Here is a 20360-nt window from a genome sequence, read left to right as displayed (position 1 = left end):
ATGACCACGCCTTCCCTCCCCCCCAATTCCGTCATCGGCATCGTAGGCGGCGGCCAGCTCGGCCGCATGTCGGCGATGGCCGCCGCGCGTCTGGGCTTCAGAACCCGCGTGCTGGCCAGCGATCCCGACGACCCGGCCGTGCAGGTCGCCCATGACGCCACCATCGGCGCTTATGACGATCCGACAGCCCTGCGGCAGTTTGCGGAAGCCGTCGACGTCATCACTTTCGAGTTCGAGAACGTCAGCGCCGACGGGCTGGACCTTCTCTCGGCCATCAGGCCAGTGCGTCCGTCCGGATTGATCCTGCGCGTCAGCCAGGATCGCGAACGGGAGAAGACCTTCCTCGGCGACGCAGGTGTGGCGGTTGCGCCGTGGCGGCTCGTAACCGACAGTGAAAACCTGCGGGCGGCGGCGGACGAACTGGGTTATCCGTTCATCCTCAAGACCACCCGGCTCGGTTACGACGGCAAGGGCCAGAAGCGCATCGCCAGTCCCGACGAACTTCAGGCCGCTTTTGACGCGCTGGAGCCGAAGCCCCTGGTGGCCGAGGGCATGGTCGACTTCGCAATGGAAATCAGCGTGATGGTCGCCCGTGGTGTGGACGGGACCGTCCGGTGCTTCGATCCGACGGAAAACCGGCATCGTAACGGCATCCTCGATCTCAGCCTCGCGCCCGCGCGAATTACGGACGAGACGGCGGCGAAGGCGCGCGATATCGCCGAACGTATCGCCACCTCGCTCGATCTGGTCGGGATCATGGGCGTCGAGATGTTCGTCGCGGCGAATGGCGGTCTTCTGGTCAACGAGATAGCCCCCCGACCGCATAATTCTGGTCACTGGACCATGGACGCCTGCGTGATCGACCAGTTCGCGATGCATGTGCGCGCGGTAACCGGCTTGCCTCTCCTTGAGCCCACGCGCCATTCGGACGCCGTGATGAAAAATCTTATCGGTCCGACTGATATGGCGCTATGGCCCCGCATCCTGGGGACGCCGGGCTTCATCCCTCACCTGTACGGCAAGGACGAGGCGCGAGAGGGACGGAAGATGGGGCATGTCAACATGCTCTTCCCGCGCGGCGGCATGCCGGGCGAATTCGGCGTTCAGGCAAGGCTGGATTTCCTTGCCGTGCAGGATGACGGCAAGGACTGAACAACCTAAGCCGCCTCACACGAAAACAAGCAGGCATACAGGCTCGATCACGTCGGTCGGGCCCACAGTCCCGATACGTTGCGCTCAACGCCCACCCCCGATATTTCGAGCCATCCGGAGATATCGCCTCCATTGGTCGAGAATAGTTAATTTTCCAAAATTCAATATTGATTGCGACATAGTATCCACAGAAAAAATCAATAATTACAAACAAATTTATATATGCGAACGCACATTGACGCTGCACCGCAATATTACTACGTCAAATACGAATTTATCGATTCGAACGCTTCGATGGTTTGTCTTTCGATCTGATCGTAATCGTTAAATTTATTGTCCGCGTCGTCATTACGCGCACCCCTGCGAGTCGGAAATCATGTACCCGGACCGGTGCGCTCGCAGCCTTTGAATACGAAAAAGGAAGATACAGACATGCGATTTGTTCCTTCACTTGCGCTCGCCACGGGCCTCGCGCTCACCCCTGCCTTCGCTCATGCAGACTCCATCCGCACGCATTGGGAGCAGTACAAGGCCGGACGCGCGTTCCGTCACCTCTCGATGGACGGGCAGAAAGCCCTCGGCGATATTTTCAAAGCCCACGATCTGCTCGCCGCCGGCAACACGGACGCCGCAATTCCCGCACTGTACGACGCCAGCAAGCGTCTGGAGGCCGCAGACAAGGCGGGCGTAAAATTCAACGCGGCTGAAAGCGCCCTGCACACCGCGCCGCAGCATGCGCCCACCGCAGGCCACACGCCGTCCGCCACTCCGGCTGACTGGGTGCCAGTCGGCGGAGAGTTCATCGTGAGCGACACGCTGGCTCCCGAGAAGAAAGCCAGCGTCGCCAGCGCCAACGCTCAGTTGAAGGCTGGTGAAACGGAGCAGGCCGCCCAGACGATGCAGGTCGTTGGCGAGGACGCCACGTTCATCGTCGCACTCGCTCCGCTGGCAGCGACGCAGGGCGCCGTGAACCGCGCGACAGTCTTCACCGAGGGACGTCAGGCGAAAGACGCCCTCGCCGCGCTGGACGACGCTCTGAACGGTCTGGTTTTCGTTACCGAAGACTTCGCTGCGACTGCGCTGCCTGCTCCGAAGGCCAGCGCTAAAACGCCGAAATAAACGTTACACACGGGCGGCGTCGCTCTGACGTCGCCCGAACCAGATGCGCGTCAGACGACGGCGTCTTCAGGAAGAGCGTTTTTCAGCCTCGAACATGTAATCGCGGGTAAGCGGCGTCGCATCGATAGCGCGCGTAAGCTGCAGCTGAAAATTCATATGCCCCTGTACGCGGAACGAAAGCTCCGCTCCGGCCAGATAGAATTCGAACATCCGACAGAAGCGTTCGTCATAGAGAGCGGCCGCGTCAACGCGGCGCGCATTGAAACGCTCCCTCCAGATTTCTATGGTTTTCGCGTAGTGCAGCCTCAGGATCTCGCAATCCGTGACCCACAGGCCAGTCGTCTCGATCGCGGCGAGGGTCTCGCTCAACGCCGGGGAGTAGCCGCCCGGAAATATATATTTGTCGATCCAGGGATTTGTGGTGCCCGGACTGTCGTTACGACCAATCGAGTGGATTACGGCGACGCCGTCGTCCTTAAGACTATCCCTCACCTTCTTGAAGAAGGTGCGATAATGGCCAACACCTACATGTTCGAACATGCCGACGGAGACGATGCGGTCATAACGCGTACGCAAGAGCCGATAATCCAGCAGTTCGAAACGGACCCTGTCGGACAGCCCCGCCTCTGCCGCCCGCGCGCGGGCAGTCTGCAACTGCTCCGTGGACAGCGTGATCCCGACGACATTCGCTCCATAATCGCGCGCGAGGGTGAGCGCCATGCCTCCCCACCCGCATCCGATGTCCAGCACCGTCAAACCGGGGCGATCCAGCTTCAGCTTGGCGGCGATATGACGCTTCTTGGTCTCCTGCGCCTCGTCGAGGGTCTCGTGCCCGGTCTGAAAATACGCGCAGGAGTATTGCCGGTCCCTGTCGAGGAACAATTGGTATAGCCGCCCGTCGAGATCATAATGATGAGCGACGTTACTGCGCGATCGTTTCTCCGGATTGAACTGTATCCAACCCCGCCGCAGATAGCGCACGGAAGACGCCACCCGCTCCCCGATCAGCGATCCGCCAGACGAGGGAGCCATCGCATTCTCCATAAGGACATGCAGCAGCGCGTAAATGTCACATCCGTCCGGGCTGATCGCGCCGTCCATGTAGGCTTCGCCAAACGCCAATCCCGGATTCAACACGAGGCGCCGCTCGGCGTCCGAGGTGTGGATCGTCATGGCCGCATGCGGCCCCTCACCAGCACTCCCATACGTCTTGCGCAGCCCGTCCGGGTAGGTGACTTCCAGCGATCCGACATCAATAAATCGTCTCAGCATCAGATCGAGGATTCGCATCTCACCCAGTCTCCTTGAGAATCTCTGGCTTCTGTCCAGACAAAGGACCCTAATCCATCGTTACGTCGAAGCGAAATGACGTAAAGGGGCGCAGTTTTCCAGGCGCATTGGGGAATTCACCGAGATTCACTTCGGCGCCCCATAATACTGCAGCCATCCGCAGCGGTAGATTCATAGAAATTAACTGAAAATCCGGGCGTCAGCCTCTCCGCGACTGCCACCATCCCGTCCCAAATTCGTTTGACGAGACGCAACAAACCAGAACTACACACGGTCACACGAAGCCGTGACGAAATTCACCGAATACCCCGGCAAAGGGTTCCACCACATTCAGGCTGATTGCGAATACTGCTGCTGATTTTCAAGCTCTGCGCAAATCGACGAGCATCTGGCGGAATACGGCGGCTTTCTCACCCCGCGCCTGATCGAGCGAGAGAAGCATGCCCTACGAAACGGGTTTATCGGCAGGCGCAATGACAGATCGCCTGAACGCGAGGCTACACCAGCCGGAAGAAGAAACACGGCGCCTGGATCTCAGGGGCTGGGCTTTGCTTCGAAGTGAACGAGCCGACGCCTAACGATGCCTGTAAAGTCTGTTTACTACTCGCTCCATCGTCAGCCCCTGAACCACGATACTGAAGACGACGACACCATAACAAACAGGAAGTAGCAGATCCCGCATCTCTCCCGGCGGCAATCCCAACGCCAACGACACCGATATTCCGCCTCGAATGCCGCCCCATGTGAGCACGCCAAACGTACGGCCGTGATCCCAGTGGCGCAAATGAGCAGGCAAGGTGGACAGCAGAACGCTCAACGCACGCGCCCCGAGAGACAAGGGAATAATCAGAAACGTCGCGGCCAGCGAAAAGTAACGCGGCGTAATTTCCAGTATTTCGAACCCGATCAGCATGAACAGCAGCACGTTCAACACTTCATCGAGCAAGGTCCATGCGCTGTCGAGTTCCTTACGCGACAGTTCGTCGAAGACCGAGCGGCTGTAGCTCGTCCCGAAGCACAATCCGGCGACCACGACGGCGATCGGCCCCGAAACGCCAAGTTTGCTGGCGATGCTGAACGTTCCCATGGCGAGCGCCAGCGAGGTCAGAAGATCGATATGCGAATCACGCTGCCCGCGCAGGATACGAAGCGCGATCCAGCCGGTCAGGGCGCCCAGCACCCCGCCCCCCAAAGCCTCCCTGCAAAAACTCGACAAAAATTCGAGCGCCGAAACATCCTGACGACCGCCAGTCGCCACTTCGATCGTCAAACCGAAGATCACAACGCCAACGCCGTCGTTGAACAGACTCTCACCTGCGAAAAGCGCCTGCACGGTGTCAGGCAGCCCCAGACGCTTGAGCATTCCCACGACCGACACCGGGTCTGTCGGCGCGATGATGGCCCCAAGCACGACGCACCATATGAAGGGCGACGCATGTCCAAGCAGGCTAAACACCAGCCACGAGGCGACCGCCAGAAAGGCGACCGCCAGAACGGTCGCCACGATGGCAAGCGCCGTCGCCGAGGCCAGACGCGCCCGAAGATGCGTAAGATTCACCTGCATGGCGCCGGCGAAAAGCAGGAGCGACAGGACGCCGTTCAGAAAAGTTTCGGGCAAATCTATCGCGCCCAGCACCGATCGCGGCAGCGCCTGCAGGTCATAGGCCGGGATCAGCGGATTCAACGCCATGACGATCAGCGACGTCAGCAGGGAGAATATCAGGACGCCGATCGTGACGGGCACGCGCAAAGTGTGGTGGTTCGCGATGCTGAAGGCTGCGGCGAGCGCCAGCAGCAAGGCGATCATGCTGAACATATCCATGACTGCCACGGCTGCAGTCTTCACGGTCGTGCGTCAAGACAAACCGTCTCGACAGCCCGCGCTTCCATTATACGGCACGTCCGCGCTCTTATTGGTCGTCACGCCGCCGGAACCCGTGCGTGAATAATAACCGACGGCGGTTGCGCCGAACCGCAATCGACGCAATTCGCAGCAACATCACTCCACGGCGCGAGGTCCTTGTCGAACTCCTCGCCTCCGCACAAAGGCCTGCATTCACTGCGTTAGCTGGCGAACAGGACAAGAGCTAGCTGCGCTTTCAGCGGACAAAGAAACGCCTGACGCTCCGTTTGTGCGGACCATGCGTCCGCCAAAGAAAAAGCCCGGACGATTGCTCGTCCGGGCCTCTCCAGAAAACTCGATCGTCTGAAAAATCAGGCGGCGGTCTCTTCCTCGGTCGTCGCTTCAACTGCGGCTTCCTCGGAGGCGTCCTGCTCGACTTCGTCTTCCTCTTCCGTACCGATGACCTCGCCACGCGCCTGACGCTCGGCTTCCTCAACGGAGCGGGCGACGTTGACGCGGACATGGATCGCGACTTCCGGGTGCAGCGCGACGCGAACGTCGTACAGACCCAGGGTCTTGATCGGGTGAGGCAGGTGCACCTGGTTACGGTTGATGGTCAGGCCAGCTTCGGTCGTGGCGAGCGCGATGTCGCGCGTCGACACGGAACCGTAGAGGTTGCCGCCATCGCCAGCCTGACGGATCAGAACGACCGTCAGACCTTCCATACGCTCGGAGAGACGCTCGGCCTCTTCGCGGCGCTTGATGTTCTGCGCTTCGAGCTGAGCGCGCTCACGCTCGAAACGCTCCTTGTTGGCGGCGTTCGCACGGATCGCCTTGCCCTGCGGAAGGAGGAAGTTACGAGCATAGCCCGGCTTCACCTTCACAAGTTCGCCCATCTGGCCGAGGTGCTCGACCCGCTGGAGCAGGATGACTTCAGTTGCAGCCATGTTCCGTCTCCTCAGCCCACAATGTAGGGCAGCAGGGCGAGGAAGCGGGCGCGCTTGATGGCCTGGGCCAGCTCACGCTGCTTCTTCGCGGACACCGCCGTGATGCGGCTCGGGACGATCTTGCCGCGCTCCGAGAGGAAGCGGCTGAGCAGACGAACGTCCTTGTAGTCGATCTTCGGCGCGTTGGCGCCGGAGAACGGGCACGCCTTGCGGCGACGGTGGAACGGACGACGCGCGCCTACGGCGGTGCGGCGGCCGGCGGGATTGACTTCGCTGGTCTCGGACATCCGAATTACTCCGCTGCGCTGTCGGTGGAAGATTCGGCGCGCTCGTCACGGGCGCGGTATTCTTCACGGTCATCGAAGGAACGACGCGTGCGGCCGCTCTCGAACCGGCCCGAAGGCTTCGGACCGCGGAAACCGCCGCCGCCACGCTCGCCGCGCTCTTCGCCCTTGCGCGACAGAACGGGGGACGGAGCTTCGTCGATTTCTTCGACGCGCAGGGTCAGCACGCGCAGGATGTCTTCGTTAAGGCTGAGCTGACGCTCGACTTCGCGCAGAACGTCCGGCTTCGCGTCAAGACCGAGAAGCATGTAGTGCCCCTTGCGGTTCTTCTTGATGCGGTAAGCCAGCGAGCGCAGGCCCCAGTATTCCTGCTTCTTGATCGAACCGCCGTCGGCTTCGAGGATCGCCTTGATCCCTTCCGCAACCGCTTCGACCTGCTGCTGGTTGATATCGTTACGTGCGATGAGCACGGTCTCATACAATGGCATGAACGTCCCTCCGGATTGCTTCAACCCGACACCGACGGACCGTTCCGCCAATGGCGCGCGAGACGCACTCGCGCAACGGGTATAGCCGGGGCGACGCCACGCGCCCGGCAGGGAAGATGGCGCATCAAGCACGGATGGGAAGCGAAAGCAAGCATCTTGTCGTTGCTCCACACGTGTTTCCTACTTCAGGTCAGAGCCCTGACCTCACATTTATGGTGCGCCGTAGTAGCAACGACCGGCTTTCTACCAGAATCTCACTGCGAGCAGGTGCGTGAACGCCCCGAACACACACGTCAGCCAGACAGCGAAACCCAAAGTCGCGACGCCAGCTATGGCGGCATCAGTAGTTGAAACCCGAAATGGCTTCCAGCGTGGTGCAAGTAGCACCAGAAAGCATGCGCCCGGAAGGAAATATCGCCCCTGAACACCTTCGGCGACTGGCGCCCCAACCTTCGTCCAGACGACATAAAGGGAGAAGAAAATCCCGATAGCCGATAACAGAACCGACGCAGCCACGCCCGTTCGCCGGGCTGCCCCACAAAAGAATTCTTTTGGAGACGCGTTACCCCGAGGCACAAGGAAGGCAAACAAAAAGCTGACCAGCAGGATATTTTTCGCGGCCCGGTAGAACCATGACGGAAACGGTGCGTCCAGCCAACCGAGAACGCCGATGAACTGAGACCGATAAGCGTCTCCGTATGCCTGTATGGTGTTAGCAAGCAAAAACACGAACGCAAGCGGATGCGTCACGACGTAGCGAACTTGCCCCGCGTCAGAGAATTCGCTTCCCGCCAGCAGTTGCACCTTGACCGGCGAAACGCCCCAGATCAGCCAAGCGAACGTCAACGCCGCGGCGACAATCGGACACAGAATGGCGGCCCGAAGCTCGCGACGATCTACTAAAAAAATTGAGATTAACGAAAGCGCGAGCAATGGCGGCTTGGCCATGGCCACAATTCCGAAGCCTGCGCCCAGAAAGGCCCATATTTTCCAGCTCCATGCGACGGACCGCTGATGCCGCGTCAACAGTGACGCAACCAGCGCGCTCACCCCGATCACGACCCCGTCTTCAGATAGCGACCCAGCAAGGAACACTGTCATCGGCAAAGACAGGACTACGGCCAGAAACAACCCTCCACGTCGACACAACGCCACCGCGGAGCTCGCCAGAACAAGAAAAACAAGTCCGTTCGCCAGTCTCGATATGTATGAGGTTTGAATGATCGACATGCGCAGCATGCGCCCGACGACCACCCCCACCGCGCCAGGAGCGTAGGCGATCGGGCCGTAAGTTACGGTGTTGGGAAAGCCCTGAAATGCAAAAAATTTATCCCAACCCACTGAAGCCAGGGCGTCGATGCGCGCAGGCGTCGCCTTATTTTCGGGGCGGAAAGGAATATCGTCGAAAACATGAAGAACTTTCTGCAAGTTTCCGGGGAGAAATCCCCCGGCCTGCACGCCGAACATCACCCCCCGCACACCGCCCTGCGACACCTGGATCGCGCGTTGGAAATGTGCGGGCTCATCCGGGACCTGGAAGGGCGGCGTCAAAAAAACGCTCGCCAGGATGGAGAATAAAACGAAAGGCGCAAAAATCAGGGAAAGAACGGCGGATCCGGAGTTTCGAGACCATGCATTCATTACGATGCCATACACCTGGCGCCACATAGTCAAACTCGCATTCCTCTCTCACCGGCCCCGACCATCGCCGCCAGAATACGCAAACACAGAATTGCTGGTGGTAGTTGACGGTATGTTGTGGAGCAGCACGACCTCATTTTAGGCTCTAGCCTCGCAATGCCTCCGGCACCTGCAAGCCCAACCTGTCAGGAATATCCCAGACTTCGCGCACCACGTAATGCACATGGAAGCCTGCCTTCCGATATGCAGGCAGGGCCCGCGGATGGTCGGCTGAACAGGTATTTACCCGCACGGACCGCGGCTTCAAAGCCCATGCCGCGTCTACGGCCGCACGCAGGAACGCCGTTCCCACGCCCTTCCCCACGGCTTCGGGATAAAGACCGAAATAACCGAGATTGACGAGGCCTTCCTGCGGCACTTCCAATTCGAAGAAGCCACGCACGCGGCTATTTTCCAGCAGAACTGAGACGCTGCGCCCCGGCTCGGCCAGAACATCCGCAAGTTCCGCGTCCGGCATGACCTGCCGCATCCACCAGCAATAGTCCCGGCCGACGCGGTCATAGAGTTCACGGTAGAACGCGACTGAAGGGCGCACGTCGCGATCAATCGACCATCCTGGCGGCAACGGCCGAGCAGGCCCCTCCGGCGGTCTCGACATCTCCATGAAGGTGACGTCAACAACCGCCCGCGTGGTGGGCTCCATCGCGATCAGTTGTCGTCGAGGAACGACCGAAGCTTGCGGCTGCGGCTCGGGTGCTTGAGCTTGCGAAGCGCCTTCGCCTCGATCTGACGGATACGTTCGCGGGTGACGTTGAACTGCTGTCCGACTTCCTCAAGCGTGTGGTCGGTGTTCATGCCGATGCCGAAACGCATACGCAGGACACGCTCCTCGCGCGGCGTCAGCGACGCCAGCACACGGGTCGTGGCTTCGCGCAGGTTGGTCTGGATCGCGGCGTCGAGCGGAATGACCGCCGTCTTGTCCTCGATGAAATCGCCAAGGTGACTGTCTTCCTCGTCGCCGATCGGCGTTTCGAGAGAAATCGGCTCCTTGGCGATCTTCAGCACCTTGCGGACCTTCTCCAGCGGCATGCCGAGCTTCTCGGCAAGCTCTTCCGGAGCCGGTTCGCGCCCGATCTCGTGCAGCATCTGACGAGACGTCCGCACCAGCTTGTTGATCGTTTCGATCATGTGCACCGGAATACGGATCGTACGCGCCTGATCGGCGATAGAGCGGGTAATCGCCTGCCTGATCCACCAGGTCGCATAGGTCGAGAACTTATAGCCGCGGCGATATTCGAATTTATCCACCGCCTTCATCAGGCCGATATTGCCTTCCTGAATCAGGTCGAGGAATTGCAGGCCACGGTTGGTGTATTTTTTCGCAATCGAGATCACGAGGCGCAGGTTGGCCTCGATCATCTCTTTCTTGGCGCGCGCGGAATCACGCTCGCCACGAGCGACCGTGGCGTAAACGCGGCGAAATTCGCTGACCGACAGACCGGTATCCTGCGCCAGTTCCGCGACCTGCGACCGAAGGTCGGCAAGGGTCTCGCTGTGCTTCAGGACCAGGTTTTTCCAGCTCTTCGCAGGCAGCGTCGCGATCATCTCCATCCAGTTCGGATCGATCTCATGCGAGCGATATTTCAGCAGGAAGTCGTCGCGCGACACTTTGCAGCTCTCGGCAAGACGCAGCATGCGCCCTTCCAGAACGTTGAGGCTGCGGAACAGCTCCTTGAGCTGAAGCACAAGCTCTTCGATCCGATTGTTGTGCAGATGTACCTGCTCAACCTTCGCCACCAGTTCTGCGCGAAGCTCCAGATAGGCCTGCTCCGATTTCTCCGAACTCTCTCCGCCGGTGACAAGCGCCTCAAGTCGCTTGTCCTGCATTTTCTGCAGCTTGAGATAAAGCGGCTCGATCTCATCGAACTGAAGAAGAATTTCGGGCTTCAGCTTCTCTTCAAGCGCAGACAACGACAGGCCGCTGCCTTCGCCTTCGGCATTGTCGACGTCTTCAGCCTCTTCGGTCTCCTCGACCTCTTCTTCTTCACCCGCTCCTTCTTCTCCGGGGACGCCTTCGGGACCGTTGGCCCCGGCCTGCATCGCTTCCAGATCGACGATATCGCGCAGAAGCATGTCGCCGACCTTGAGACGCTCATGCCAGGAGATGATGGCGCGGAATGTCAGCGGGCTCTCGCAGAGACCGCCGATCATCTCGTCGCGACCAGCCTCGATGCGCTTCGCGATGGCGATTTCGCCCTCACGCGAAAGCAACTCCACGGAGCCCATCTCGCGCAGATACATACGCACCGGATCGTCGGTGCGCCCGAGGTTCTCCGCGTTTACGTTGCCGGACGGGCTTTCCTCGCTCTCGGACTCCGCCTCAGCTTCGGACTCCGCCTCTTCCTTGGCCTCGTCCGATTGTTCGGCTTCCTCGTTGTCCTCGTTCTCGACGACCTGGATGCCCATTTCCGACAGCACGGCCATGACGTCCTCGATCTGCTCGGAAGACATCTGATCCTGCGGCAGAACGGCGTTCAGCTCGTCAAAAGTGATGTAACCGCGCTCGCGGCCCTTCGCGATCAGTCTCTTGACGGCGCCGGACTGCGTGTCGAGAAGCGAATTGTCGCCATCCTGCTCCCCGGATGTCGTAGTGGCGGCGGACGCAGTCTTCGTGGCCATTCCTGAGTTCTCTCCTTCATCCGCCCCGGTCGCGCTCCGGAGCAGGATGGCTGAACAATCAATAATAAAGAGGCAGCGTGGAGGTGGTCGATCCACGGGCGGAAGTCAAGGCCTCCGGCGCGCGGATCACCGCTGTCAGACAATTACGCACCACTGGCCGAAACGTTCAGTTCACTTGGCGCCAGCGCTTCAGAACGAACCGTCTTCCAGCACGCGAAGGGAGGCCTGCGCCTCGAGCCTCGACTTGAGCCTGTCCCAAACGATCGGGTCGAGGCCGCCGTCAATCCAGCTCTGCGTATCCTGTGCGATCTCCGCCTCAAAGCGCTGACGATTGACGCTGGCGTAAAAGTGCCACCAACGCACCTCCGGCGCCACATCGGTCAGCCCATCCCCAAAGGTCGCGCCGGGACGCGGCAGACAGGAATTACGAATCAACGCTTCCGCCCGCTCACGCAGGCCACGCGACGCCAGAGCGCTCAAAACCCGCTCTTCCAGCGCGCCATCGCCGACGCCTCCCTGCCCCGAGAGATCGCCGGACGACGCATAGTCGAGCAGCGCCTCACGCAACTCAGCCTGATCCGGCGGCAGATCCAGCCTGCACCACGCGTCCTCCACGCCCGAGATCAATTCGGGATGACGCATTGCTATGACCGCAAGCATCCCCAACCGCGCATCAACGCCGCTCGGGCCTCCCGCCCCGGCTGGCGGCGGAGGAATATCGACGAGGCCAGGGTCGCGGCCATTCCATGAACCGCCGCGATCGCCCTTGCGCCGATTGCCGGAAAGCCCCGCGCCGCCACGCCGCCCCCGATACGTGGCGAAAAACCGATCCAGCAATGTGGCCCGGTATTCCGACGCCAGCCCCTTGTCCGGGATCTTCGCGGCGGTCTCGATCAGCCGCGCGCGCAGCGCAGCGCGCTGCTCCGGCGTGGCGTTGGCGGGCGTGCCTTCGGCCAGAAGCTCGAACAGCATCTCCGACAGCGGACTGGCTCCGGCAAACATCGCCACGACCGCCTCCCTGCCGCGATTGCGGATCAGGCTGTCCGGATCCTCCCCGTCCGGCAGGACGCAGAAGCGGAGTCCACGCTCGGCGCTCAACAGGGGCATCGCTGTTTCGGCCGCGCGGATGGCCGCCCGCCGCCCCGCGGCGTCGCCGTCGAAACATAGAATGGGCGCAGGAGCGACCTGCCAGAGCACTTCAAGCTGCTCCGACGTCAGCGCCGTGCCGAGCGGGGCCACCGCGCCGGTAAAGCCCGCCTGATGCAAGGCGATCACGTCCATGTAACCCTCAACGACCACCGCCTCGACCGAGGCAGCGCCTTTCGGACGCGGCGCGCGGATCGCTGCGCGGGCGCGATCGAGACCGAAGAGCAGGCGACGCTTGGAGAACAGCGCCGTCTCCGGGCCGTTGAGGTATTTCGGCTGACCGTCGCCGAGTATCCGCCCTCCGAACGAGACAAGGTCTCCCCGCCGGTCGCGGATCGGAAACGTGACGCGCCCCCAGAACAACTCGCCCTTCGGGCGTCCGTCCTCGTCCAGGCGCATCAACCCGGCCTCGGCCATCGCATCCGAGGTGATCCCGAGCGGCCGCAACGCGTCGACCAGCGCCCCGCGTCGATCCGTCGCCCAACCCAACCCAAAAGCGGCGATGGTCTCGGCAGTCAGGCCACGGCCACGCAGGTAGTCGAGCCCGGCCCGCCCGGTCGGTTCGTACAGATCGCGGCTCCAGATCCGCTGCGTCGCTTCAAGCACATCGCCCAATGAACGCGCGCGCGCGGCTTCCTCACGGGCGCGAGGACTGGCCTTCGGCACCTCCAGCGCCGCCTCGCCCGCCAGACTCTCGACCGCTTCCGGGAAAGATTTTCCCTCCATCTGCATGACGAACGAAATGGCGTCGCCATGCGCGCCGCACCCGAAGCAGTGGAAATGATCGTCATAAACGTAGAAGGACGGCGTCTTCTCGCCGTGGAAAGGGCAACACCCCTTCCAGTTGCGACCTGAGCGCGCGAGCTTCACCCGCCGCCCGATCAGGGCTGCGATCGGCGTCCGGGCGCGCAGTTCGTCGAGAAAGGCGGGGTCGAGACTCACGGCGTCACGTCACATACCCGAGGCGACCCGTCATTGGCGCTCGCACGCGCAGCATAGCAGCCCCCGAAGAGGCCTGCAGAACCCACGCCTGTGATCGCTGGTCCCGACATGCGCGCCTTCAGCCGCCCAGCGTCGACTTGACCACGGCGTTGGCCCGACCGAGGTCGAGATTGGCGCCGAATTTCGCCTTCAGCGCGCCCATGACCTTCCCCATGTCCTTCATGGTCGTGGCCCCGGTCGCATTGACCGCTTCTGCGATTGCCGCCGTTAGCGCGGCATCGTCCATTTCCGGCGGAAGGTAACCACGAATCACCGCGATCTCGCCCTCTTCCTTGGCAGCCAGTTCCGGACGCCCGCCGTCGCGATACATTGCGGCCGACTCGTCGCGAGATTTCACCATGCCACGCAGAAGAGCGACGATCTTGTCGTCGCTGATGTCGCCATTGCCCTCAGGACGCGCTGCGATGTCGGCGTCTTTCAGGCGTGCGCCGATCAGCCGAAGGGTCGCGAGGCGCTCCTTCTCCCCGGCCTTCATCGCTTCCTTGACGTCAGCGGTCAGCCGGGCGCGAAGCGGTAGGGATTCAGTCATCAGGTCAACTCCAGATCGGCAAAATGGTCACAATCCGCACGTCATGCCCGACAGGACGTCTCCGGGCCACAGAAGAATGTCCAGCGAGGCCGTTCCCCCAACATGGTTCGCACCGACAATTCGGCCGATACCGGCCGCTGGCGCACCCATCAGGCGCCGCCTGGAAGAATTTTTTTCCCACACCGCCGAGTGACGAGCATGTGGGAATTTTCTTCCCAACGCTATCCCAGCCTGATAGGAGGCAGAGCGGCAGAGGGACACGCGAACATGCGGCTTTCAGTAGATAGCATCATCGAACGCCTTGGCGGGCCGGAAAAAACGGCTGAACTGACCGGCGTGGGCACGGAGGCCGTGCGTAAATGGCGACAGGCGCGCGCCATTCCGCCGAAACACTGGCCGACCGTGGCTCGGGCCGCAGGCGTCGCGCTCGAAGACCTGCAACCCGACCTCGCCGACACGCCTTCCTCCGTCACTCACGCCCAGGGACGCACCCCCGACATGCAGCCTATCGCCAGCACAGCCGTCACCGCGCCCGCAGGCGCGACCGCCGCCCTCGTCCTCGCCGACGGATCGGTGTTCTGGGGCGCCGCCTTTGGCGCGTCGACGCCTGCCGCCGCCGTGGGCGAACTGTGCTTCTCGACCAGCATGACCGGCTACCAGGAAACCCTGACGGACCCGTCCTTCGCCGGACAGATCATTACCTTCACCTTCCCCCATATCGGCAATGTGGGCGTCAACGCGCTGGATGACGAGGCCGCGAAGGTTTCGGCGCGCGGACTGGTGGTGAAGCAGGACCTCACCGAACCGGCGAGCTGGCGCGCGACCGAGGATCTCGACGCGTGGCTCAAGGCGCGCGGCGTTCCCGGCATCTGCAACATCGACACCCGCGCGATCACGCTGCGCATCCGCGACGGCGGCCCGCAGACCGCCGTGCTGATGCACGCCGTCGACGGCAAACTCGACGTAGACGCGCTCCAACGTGAAGCTGCTGCGTGGCCGGGGCTGGAGGGTATGGACCTCGCAAAGGCCGTCACCTGCGACAAACCCTACGCATGGGATCAGGGCGTGTGGGAATGGCCCGCCACAACGAAGCCCCTGCCGGAGCGCCTGCGCCGCGTCGTCGCCGTCGATTACGGCGCCAAACGCAACATCCTGCGTTGCCTCGCGACCGTCGGGTGCGACGTCACCGTCGTTCCCGCGACAACCTCCGCCGAAGAAATTCTGGCGCTCAAGCCCGAAGGCGTCTTCCTGTCCAATGGCCCCGGAGACCCGGCGGCGACTGCGGAATACGCAGTCCCTGCGATACGCGGCGTACTGGATGCGGGCGTGCCGGTGTTCGGGATCTGCCTCGGCCACCAGCTTCTGGCGCTGTCGCTCGGCGCGAAGACCTACAAACTGGCGCAGGGACATCGCGGCGCAAACCAGCCGGTGAAGGACCTGTCCACCGGGCGCGTGGAGATCACCAGCCAGAATCATGGCTTCGCGGTGGATGAAAAATCGCTGCCGAACGACGTGCGCGTGACGCATGTCAGCCTTTTCGACCGCTCCAACGAAGGCATCGCCTCCGAGACGCTTCCCGCGTTCTCGGTGCAATACCACCCGGAAGCCTCGCCCGGCCCGTCGGACAGCTTCTACCTGTTCGAGCGTTTCGTCGCGATGATCGACGCGCACGCGGCGAAGAACGCGGCGTAAGCAGGCCCCGCCACAAACGCTATGGACCCAGTCCGCAACCCTTACGTGCCGGGCGCCGGCGCGTCTCCGCCTGAACTTGCCGGACGGCACGAGCTGTTCACGCAGGCCGGGATCGCTTTGCAGCGCGCCCTTGTCGGGAAGAGCGCGCGCGGCTTCATCGCCACCGGGTTGCGCGGCGTGGGCAAAACCGTCGTTCTTGGCCGTGCGCAGCAACTCGCCGAAAGCGCCGGGTATCTGACCTGCTTCATCGAAGCGAGCGAGGACAAGCCGCTGGGCCAGCTTCTGGCTCCGCATGTCCGCCGGATGATGCTGGAACTGGATCGGCTGGGCGCCGTCACCGAACAGGTCAAGCGGGGCCTGCGCGTTCTCAAAAGCTTCGCGGCGGGTCTGCGGATTCACCATCCGATGGGCTTCTCCATCGAACTGGACGTCGAACCCGAACGCGGCACCGCCGACAGCGGCGATCTTGAGACCGATCTTCCGGACATGATCTCCGCGCTGGGTCTCGCCGCGCGGTCGCGCCAGACAGGCGTCGCCCTGTTCGTGGACGAGATACAGGGCCTCAGCGAGCTCGACATGGGCGCGCTGATCATGGCGATGCACCGCGTGATGCGTGAGGGACTGCCTGTCGTGCTGCTCGGCGCGGGGCTGCCGCACGTCGTGGCGATGACCGGCCGCTCCCGTTCTTATGCCGAGCGGTTGTTCGAATTTCCCGTTCTCGGCCCCCTGTCCCCGGACGAGACCGCCGAGGCCCTGCGTCCACCCGCCGAGCGAGAGGGTGTGGATTTCACGCAAGCAGCCGTAGACGAGGTGATCCGCATCACCCAGGGCTACCCCTATTTCATCCAGGAATGGGCCTACCACGCCTGGAACGTGGCGCATGGCGACACGATCCTGCCCGGCGACATCGCCGTGGCGACGGAAGTGTCGCTGACCTCGCTCGACGCGGGTTTTTTCCGCATGCGCTACGAACGCCTGACCCCGCGCGAGCGGGAGTATTGTCAGGCGATGGCCGAACTCGGCCCCGGAGCCCACCGCTCGGGCGAAATCGCCGAACGGATGGCCGCCCGGACCGCCGCCCTCGCCCCTCTGCGCACCGCGCTGATCGGCAAGGGCATGATCTACAGCCCCGCCCATGGCGAGGTCGCCTTCACCGTTCCCCTCTTCGAGAACTATCTCCTTCGCATCCGCGCCATGGGTTCCGACCCGGCCTATTCAGAGGACTGACGCCCATGCCCAAACGGACCGACCTCCGCTCCATCCTCATCATCGGCGCAGGCCCTATCGTCATCGGTCAGGCGTGCGAGTTTGATTACTCCGGCGCGCAGGCCTGCAAGGCGCTGAAGGAGGAGGGCTATCGCGTCATCCTGCTGAACTCCAACCCGGCCACGATCATGACCGATCCCGGCCTTGCGGACGCGACCTATGTCGAGCCGATCACGCCGGAGTTCCTTGAGCGGATCATCCTGAAGGAAAAGCCGGACGCCATCCTGCCGACCATGGGCGGACAGACCGCGCTGAACGCCGCCATGGCGCTCGACGCCTCCGGGTTTTTGGTCAAGCACGGCGTGGAATTGATCGGCGCGAAGGCGGACGTGATCGACCGCGCCGAAGACCGTCAGAAGTTCCGCGAGGCGATGGACGCCATCGGCATCGAAAGCCCGAAGAGCCTGATCGCCCATACGCTTGAAGAAGCGCGCGAAGCCCTGAAGGAAATCGGCCTTCCCACCGTCATCCGCCCCTCCTTCACCATGGGCGGTTCGGGCGGCGGCATCGCCTACAACAAGGAGGAATTCGACCAGATCGTCACCTCCGGCCTCGATGCGTCCCCCACGACCGAAATTCTGGTCGAGGAGTCCGTTCTCGGCTGGAAAGAGTTCGAGATGGAGGTCGTCCGCGACAAGGCCGACAACTGCATCATCGTCTGCTCGATCGAGAACATCGACCCGATGGGCGTCCACACCGGCGATTCCATCACCGTGGCGCCCGCGCTGACGCTGACCGACAAGGAATACCAGCGGATGCGCGACGCCTCGATCGCGTGCCTGCGCGCCATCGGCGTCGAAACTGGCGGGTCGAACGTGCAGTTCGGCATCAACCCGGTCGACGGACGCATGGTGGTGATCGAGATGAACCCCCGCGTCTCGCGCTCCTCCGCTCTGGCGTCCAAGGCGACCGGCTTTCCGATCGCCAAGATCGCGGCGAAACTCGCGGTCGGCTACACGCTCGACGAACTCACCAACGACATCACCGCCACGACCCCTGCGTCGTTCGAGCCGACCATCGACTACGTCGTGGTGAAGATTCCCCGCTTCACCTTCGAGAAATTCCCCGGCACGCCTGCCCTGCTGTCGACGTCCATGAAGTCGGTGGGCGAGGCGATGGCCATCGGCCGCTCCTTCCCCGAAGCCCTGCAGAAGGGCCTGCGCTCGATGGAGACCGGCCTGACCGGGCTTGACCCCGTCGAAGCGCCCGGCGACGGCGGCGTGGACGCGTTCCGCGCCGAACTGTCCCAGCCGCGCCCGGAGCGCATCCTGATGGCGGCGCAGGCGCTGCGCGCCGGTCTTTCCGTCGAGGAAATCGCCGAAGCCTGCCGCTTCGAGCCATGGTTCCTGCGCGAACTGGAGCAGATCGTGCAGGCTGAGAAGCGCGTGCTCGATCATGGCCTGCCGAAAGACGCGCGCGGTCTACGCACGCTCAAGGCGATGGGCTTCTCCGACGTGCAACTGGCGCGTCTGTCCGGCGCAAAGGCGTCCGAAATTACGACACTGCGTCAGGCCGCAGGCGTCCTGCCGGTCTACAAGCGCATCGACACGTGCGCGGGCGAGTTCGCTTCCGCGACGCCCTATATGTATTCGACCTATGAGGGCGGCTTCGGCGCGCCAGTCTGTGAATCGCACCCGACGGACCGCAAGAAAGTCATCATCCTCGGTGGCGGCCCGAACCGGATCGGTCAGGGCATCGAGTTCGACTACTGCTGCGTCCATGCCGCCTACGCCCTGCGCGAGGCCGGGCTTGAGACCGTCATGGTCAACTGTAACCCGGAGACGGTGTCGACCGACTACGACACCTCCGACCGTCTTTATTTCGAGCCGCTGACCGCCGAAGACGTGATCGCCCTGATCCGGAAGGAGCAGGAACGTGGCGAGGTTCTGGGCTGCATCGTGCAGTATGGCGGCCAGACGCCGCTGAAGCTGTCGCACGCTCTGGAACAGGCGGGCATTCCTCTGCTCGGCACCCCCGCCGACGCCATCGACCGCGCCGAGGATCGCGAGCGGTTCCAGGCGATGTTGCGCAAGCTCGGCCTGCGCCAGCCGGAAAACGGCATCGCCCGCAACCCTGCCGAGGCCGAGGACGTGGCCGAGCGCGTCGGCTACCCGGTGGTGGTTCGCCCATCCTACGTGCTGGGCGGCCGTGCAATGGAGATCGTCTACGACCGCGCCGGACTGCAGCGTTACATGAAGACGGTTCTGCTGCTGGCCGGGCCAGAAGTGTCGTCCGGCCCGGTGCTGATCGATCATTACCTGAACGACGCAATCGAGGCGGACGTGGACTGCATCGCCGATGGTTCGGACGTCTATGTCGCGGGCGTCATGGAGCATATCGAGGAAGCAGGTATCCATTCCGGCGACAGCGCCTGCGCCCTGCCGCCCTACACGCTCTCTCCCGCCATCGTCACGGAACTGAAGGCGCAGACCGAGGCGATGGCCCGCGAGCTTGGCATCGTCGGCCTGATGAACGTCCAGTACGCCATCAAGGATCAGGAAATCTTCGTTCTGGAGGTGAATCCCCGCGCCTCCCGCACCGCGCCGTTCGTCGCGAAAGCGACCGGCGTCCCGGTGGCGAAGATCGGCGCACGGGTCATGGCTGGTTCGAAGCTGAGCGAGTTCAAGCTGGACGATCTGGCCGTCGTGCCGCACGTCGCCGTCAAGGAGGCCGTGTTCCCGTTCCACCGCTTCCAGGGCGTGGATACGATCCTCGGCCCGGAGATGCGTTCGACCGGCGAGGTCATCGGCCTCGACACATCCTTCGAACGCGCGTTCGCAAAGTCCCAGCTCGGCGCCGGCGTGAAGCTGCCCCTGTCCGGGACGGTGTTCCTGTCCGTGCGCGACGGCGACAAGGCGCAGCTCGCGCCTCTGGGCCGTCGCCTGATCCAGATGGGCTTCTCGATCCTCGGCACCCGCGGCACTGCCGCGAGGCTGCGCGAGGCCGGGATCGAGGTCGCCATCGTCAACAAGGTGCTGGAAGGTCGCCCGCACTGCGTGGACGCCATCCGCTCCGGCGAGGTCCAGATGGTGATCAACACCGCACAGGGCGCGCAGGCGGTTAAGGACAGCTACGATATCCGTCGCTCGGCCCTGACCATGGGCATTCCGCACTACACCACGATGGCGGGCGCACGGGCCGCGACCTATGCAATCAGCGCAATGCTGGAAGGGCCGCTTGAAGTCGCGCCGCTTCAGTCCTATTTTCGTGGATCGTTCTGATTTTACAGCGGGCTGCGTCGCGAGCGATTGCGGCCCGGATTTCCCAGACGAGTTCCGACCA

Annotated in this window: 15 protein-coding genes; 5 read left to right on the top strand and 10 right to left on the bottom strand. The window is 62.7% G+C overall.

Features of this window, described 5'->3' with window-relative positions:
* Together G442_RS0119740 and G442_RS0119730 are read left to right on the top strand one after the other, a co-directional pair.
* Entirely contained in the window at nt 1–1152 is a 1152-nt protein-coding gene (locus tag G442_RS0119740) for a 5-(carboxyamino)imidazole ribonucleotide synthase (protein WP_026399318.1), read from the top strand.
* Nucleotides 1153–1584: 432 nt separating this feature from the next.
* Nucleotides 1585–2271 (top strand): YfdX family protein, encoded by a 687-nt coding sequence (locus tag G442_RS0119730; protein ID WP_026399317.1) that lies wholly within the window; start codon nt 1585–1587, stop codon nt 2269–2271.
* A gap of 66 nt (nt 2272–2337) precedes the next feature.
* Here the strand turns inward: G442_RS0119730 and G442_RS0119725 are convergent, their stop codons facing one another.
* The 10 genes from G442_RS0119725 to G442_RS0119680 form a co-directional block, all read right to left on the bottom strand.
* Complete coding sequence (locus G442_RS0119725; RefSeq protein ID WP_035376961.1) at nt 2338–3561, bottom strand: SAM-dependent methyltransferase; 1224 nt, start codon at nt 3559–3561, stop codon at nt 2338–2340.
* A 574-nt stretch (nt 3562–4135) separates the two neighbouring features.
* Nucleotides 4136–5383: a cation:proton antiporter gene (locus G442_RS0119720; RefSeq protein WP_026399315.1), complete on the bottom strand. Its 1248-nt coding sequence runs from the start codon at nt 5381–5383 to the stop codon at nt 4136–4138.
* Nucleotides 5384–5775: 392 nt separating this feature from the next.
* On the bottom strand, nt 5776–6351 hold the full coding sequence (gene rplI, locus G442_RS0119715; protein WP_026399314.1) for a 50S ribosomal protein L9: 576 nt from the start codon (nt 6349–6351) through the stop codon (nt 5776–5778).
* A gap of 11 nt (nt 6352–6362) precedes the next feature.
* A complete protein-coding gene (gene rpsR / locus G442_RS0119710; protein WP_026399313.1) occupies nt 6363–6638 on the bottom strand; it encodes a 30S ribosomal protein S18 in 276 nt (91 codons plus the stop codon).
* A 5-nt stretch (nt 6639–6643) separates the two neighbouring features.
* Complete coding sequence (gene rpsF / locus G442_RS0119705) at nt 6644–7123, bottom strand: 30S ribosomal protein S6 (protein WP_026399312.1); 480 nt, start codon at nt 7121–7123, stop codon at nt 6644–6646.
* A 243-nt stretch (nt 7124–7366) separates the two neighbouring features.
* Nucleotides 7367–8764, bottom strand: a complete 1398-nt coding sequence (locus tag G442_RS23655; protein WP_246789559.1) for a DUF2142 domain-containing protein — start codon at nt 8762–8764, stop codon at nt 7367–7369.
* Nucleotides 8765–8909: 145 nt separating this feature from the next.
* Complete coding sequence (locus tag G442_RS0119695) at nt 8910–9467, bottom strand: GNAT family N-acetyltransferase (RefSeq protein ID WP_035376960.1); 558 nt, start codon at nt 9465–9467, stop codon at nt 8910–8912.
* Between the two features lie 5 nt (nt 9468–9472).
* Nucleotides 9473–11443 carry an RNA polymerase sigma factor RpoD gene (gene rpoD / locus G442_RS0119690; protein ID WP_026399310.1) on the bottom strand — a complete coding sequence of 657 codons (1971 nt, stop codon included), beginning with the start codon at nt 11441–11443 and terminating at the stop codon, nt 9473–9475.
* Between the two features lie 189 nt (nt 11444–11632).
* Nucleotides 11633–13531: a DNA primase gene (gene dnaG, locus G442_RS0119685; RefSeq protein ID WP_026399309.1), complete on the bottom strand. Its 1899-nt coding sequence runs from the start codon at nt 13529–13531 to the stop codon at nt 11633–11635.
* A 118-nt stretch (nt 13532–13649) separates the two neighbouring features.
* Entirely contained in the window at nt 13650–14120 is a 471-nt protein-coding gene (locus G442_RS0119680) for a GatB/YqeY domain-containing protein (RefSeq protein WP_026399308.1), read from the bottom strand.
* A gap of 267 nt (nt 14121–14387) precedes the next feature.
* Between G442_RS0119680 and carA the strand changes: the two genes are divergently transcribed.
* From carA to carB, 3 genes are read left to right on the top strand one after another with little or no spacing between them, the layout of a single operon-like run.
* The gene (carA, locus tag G442_RS0119670) at nt 14388–15812 is read left to right on the top strand and encodes a glutamine-hydrolyzing carbamoyl-phosphate synthase small subunit (protein ID WP_026399307.1); all 1425 of its coding nucleotides are present in this window, start codon (nt 14388–14390) and stop codon (nt 15810–15812) included.
* A gap of 21 nt (nt 15813–15833) precedes the next feature.
* Nucleotides 15834–17039, top strand: a complete 1206-nt coding sequence (locus G442_RS0119665; RefSeq protein WP_026399306.1) for an ATP-binding protein — start codon at nt 15834–15836, stop codon at nt 17037–17039.
* 5 nt (nt 17040–17044) lie between these two features.
* Entirely contained in the window at nt 17045–20299 is a 3255-nt protein-coding gene (carB, locus tag G442_RS0119660) for a carbamoyl-phosphate synthase large subunit (protein ID WP_026399305.1), read from the top strand.
* Nucleotides 20300–20360: the final 61 nt, after the last annotated feature.

The sequence above is a fragment of the Acetobacter nitrogenifigens DSM 23921 = NBRC 105050 genome (assembly GCF_000429165.1).
GTDB lineage: Bacteria > Pseudomonadota > Alphaproteobacteria > Acetobacterales > Acetobacteraceae > Acetobacter > Acetobacter nitrogenifigens.
This window is presented reverse-complemented; position numbering and strand designations above follow the sequence as displayed.

Coding starts and splice junctions, on each gene's coding strand:
- G442_RS0119740 (WP_026399318.1), top strand. CDS start 1: ATGACCACGCCTTCCCTCCCCCCCAATTCCGTCATCGGCATCGTAGGC.
- G442_RS0119730 (WP_026399317.1), top strand. CDS start 1,585: ATGCGATTTGTTCCTTCACTTGCGCTCGCCACGGGCCTCGCGCTCACC.
- G442_RS0119725 (WP_035376961.1), bottom strand. CDS start 3,561: ATGCGAATCCTCGATCTGATGCTGAGACGATTTATTGATGTCGGATCG.
- G442_RS0119720 (WP_026399315.1), bottom strand. CDS start 5,383: ATGGATATGTTCAGCATGATCGCCTTGCTGCTGGCGCTCGCCGCAGCC.
- rplI (WP_026399314.1), bottom strand. CDS start 6,351: ATGGCTGCAACTGAAGTCATCCTGCTCCAGCGGGTCGAGCACCTCGGC.
- rpsR (WP_026399313.1), bottom strand. CDS start 6,638: ATGTCCGAGACCAGCGAAGTCAATCCCGCCGGCCGCCGCACCGCCGTA.
- rpsF (WP_026399312.1), bottom strand. CDS start 7,123: ATGCCATTGTATGAGACCGTGCTCATCGCACGTAACGATATCAACCAG.
- G442_RS23655 (WP_246789559.1), bottom strand. CDS start 8,764: ATGAATGCATGGTCTCGAAACTCCGGATCCGCCGTTCTTTCCCTGATT.
- G442_RS0119695 (WP_035376960.1), bottom strand. CDS start 9,467: ATGGAGCCCACCACGCGGGCGGTTGTTGACGTCACCTTCATGGAGATG.
- rpoD (WP_026399310.1), bottom strand. CDS start 11,443: ATGGCCACGAAGACTGCGTCCGCCGCCACTACGACATCCGGGGAGCAG.
- G442_RS0119680 (WP_026399308.1), bottom strand. CDS start 14,120: ATGACTGAATCCCTACCGCTTCGCGCCCGGCTGACCGCTGACGTCAAG.
- carA (WP_026399307.1), top strand. CDS start 14,388: ATGCGGCTTTCAGTAGATAGCATCATCGAACGCCTTGGCGGGCCGGAA.
- G442_RS0119665 (WP_026399306.1), top strand. CDS start 15,834: ATGGACCCAGTCCGCAACCCTTACGTGCCGGGCGCCGGCGCGTCTCCG.
- carB (WP_026399305.1), top strand. CDS start 17,045: ATGCCCAAACGGACCGACCTCCGCTCCATCCTCATCATCGGCGCAGGC.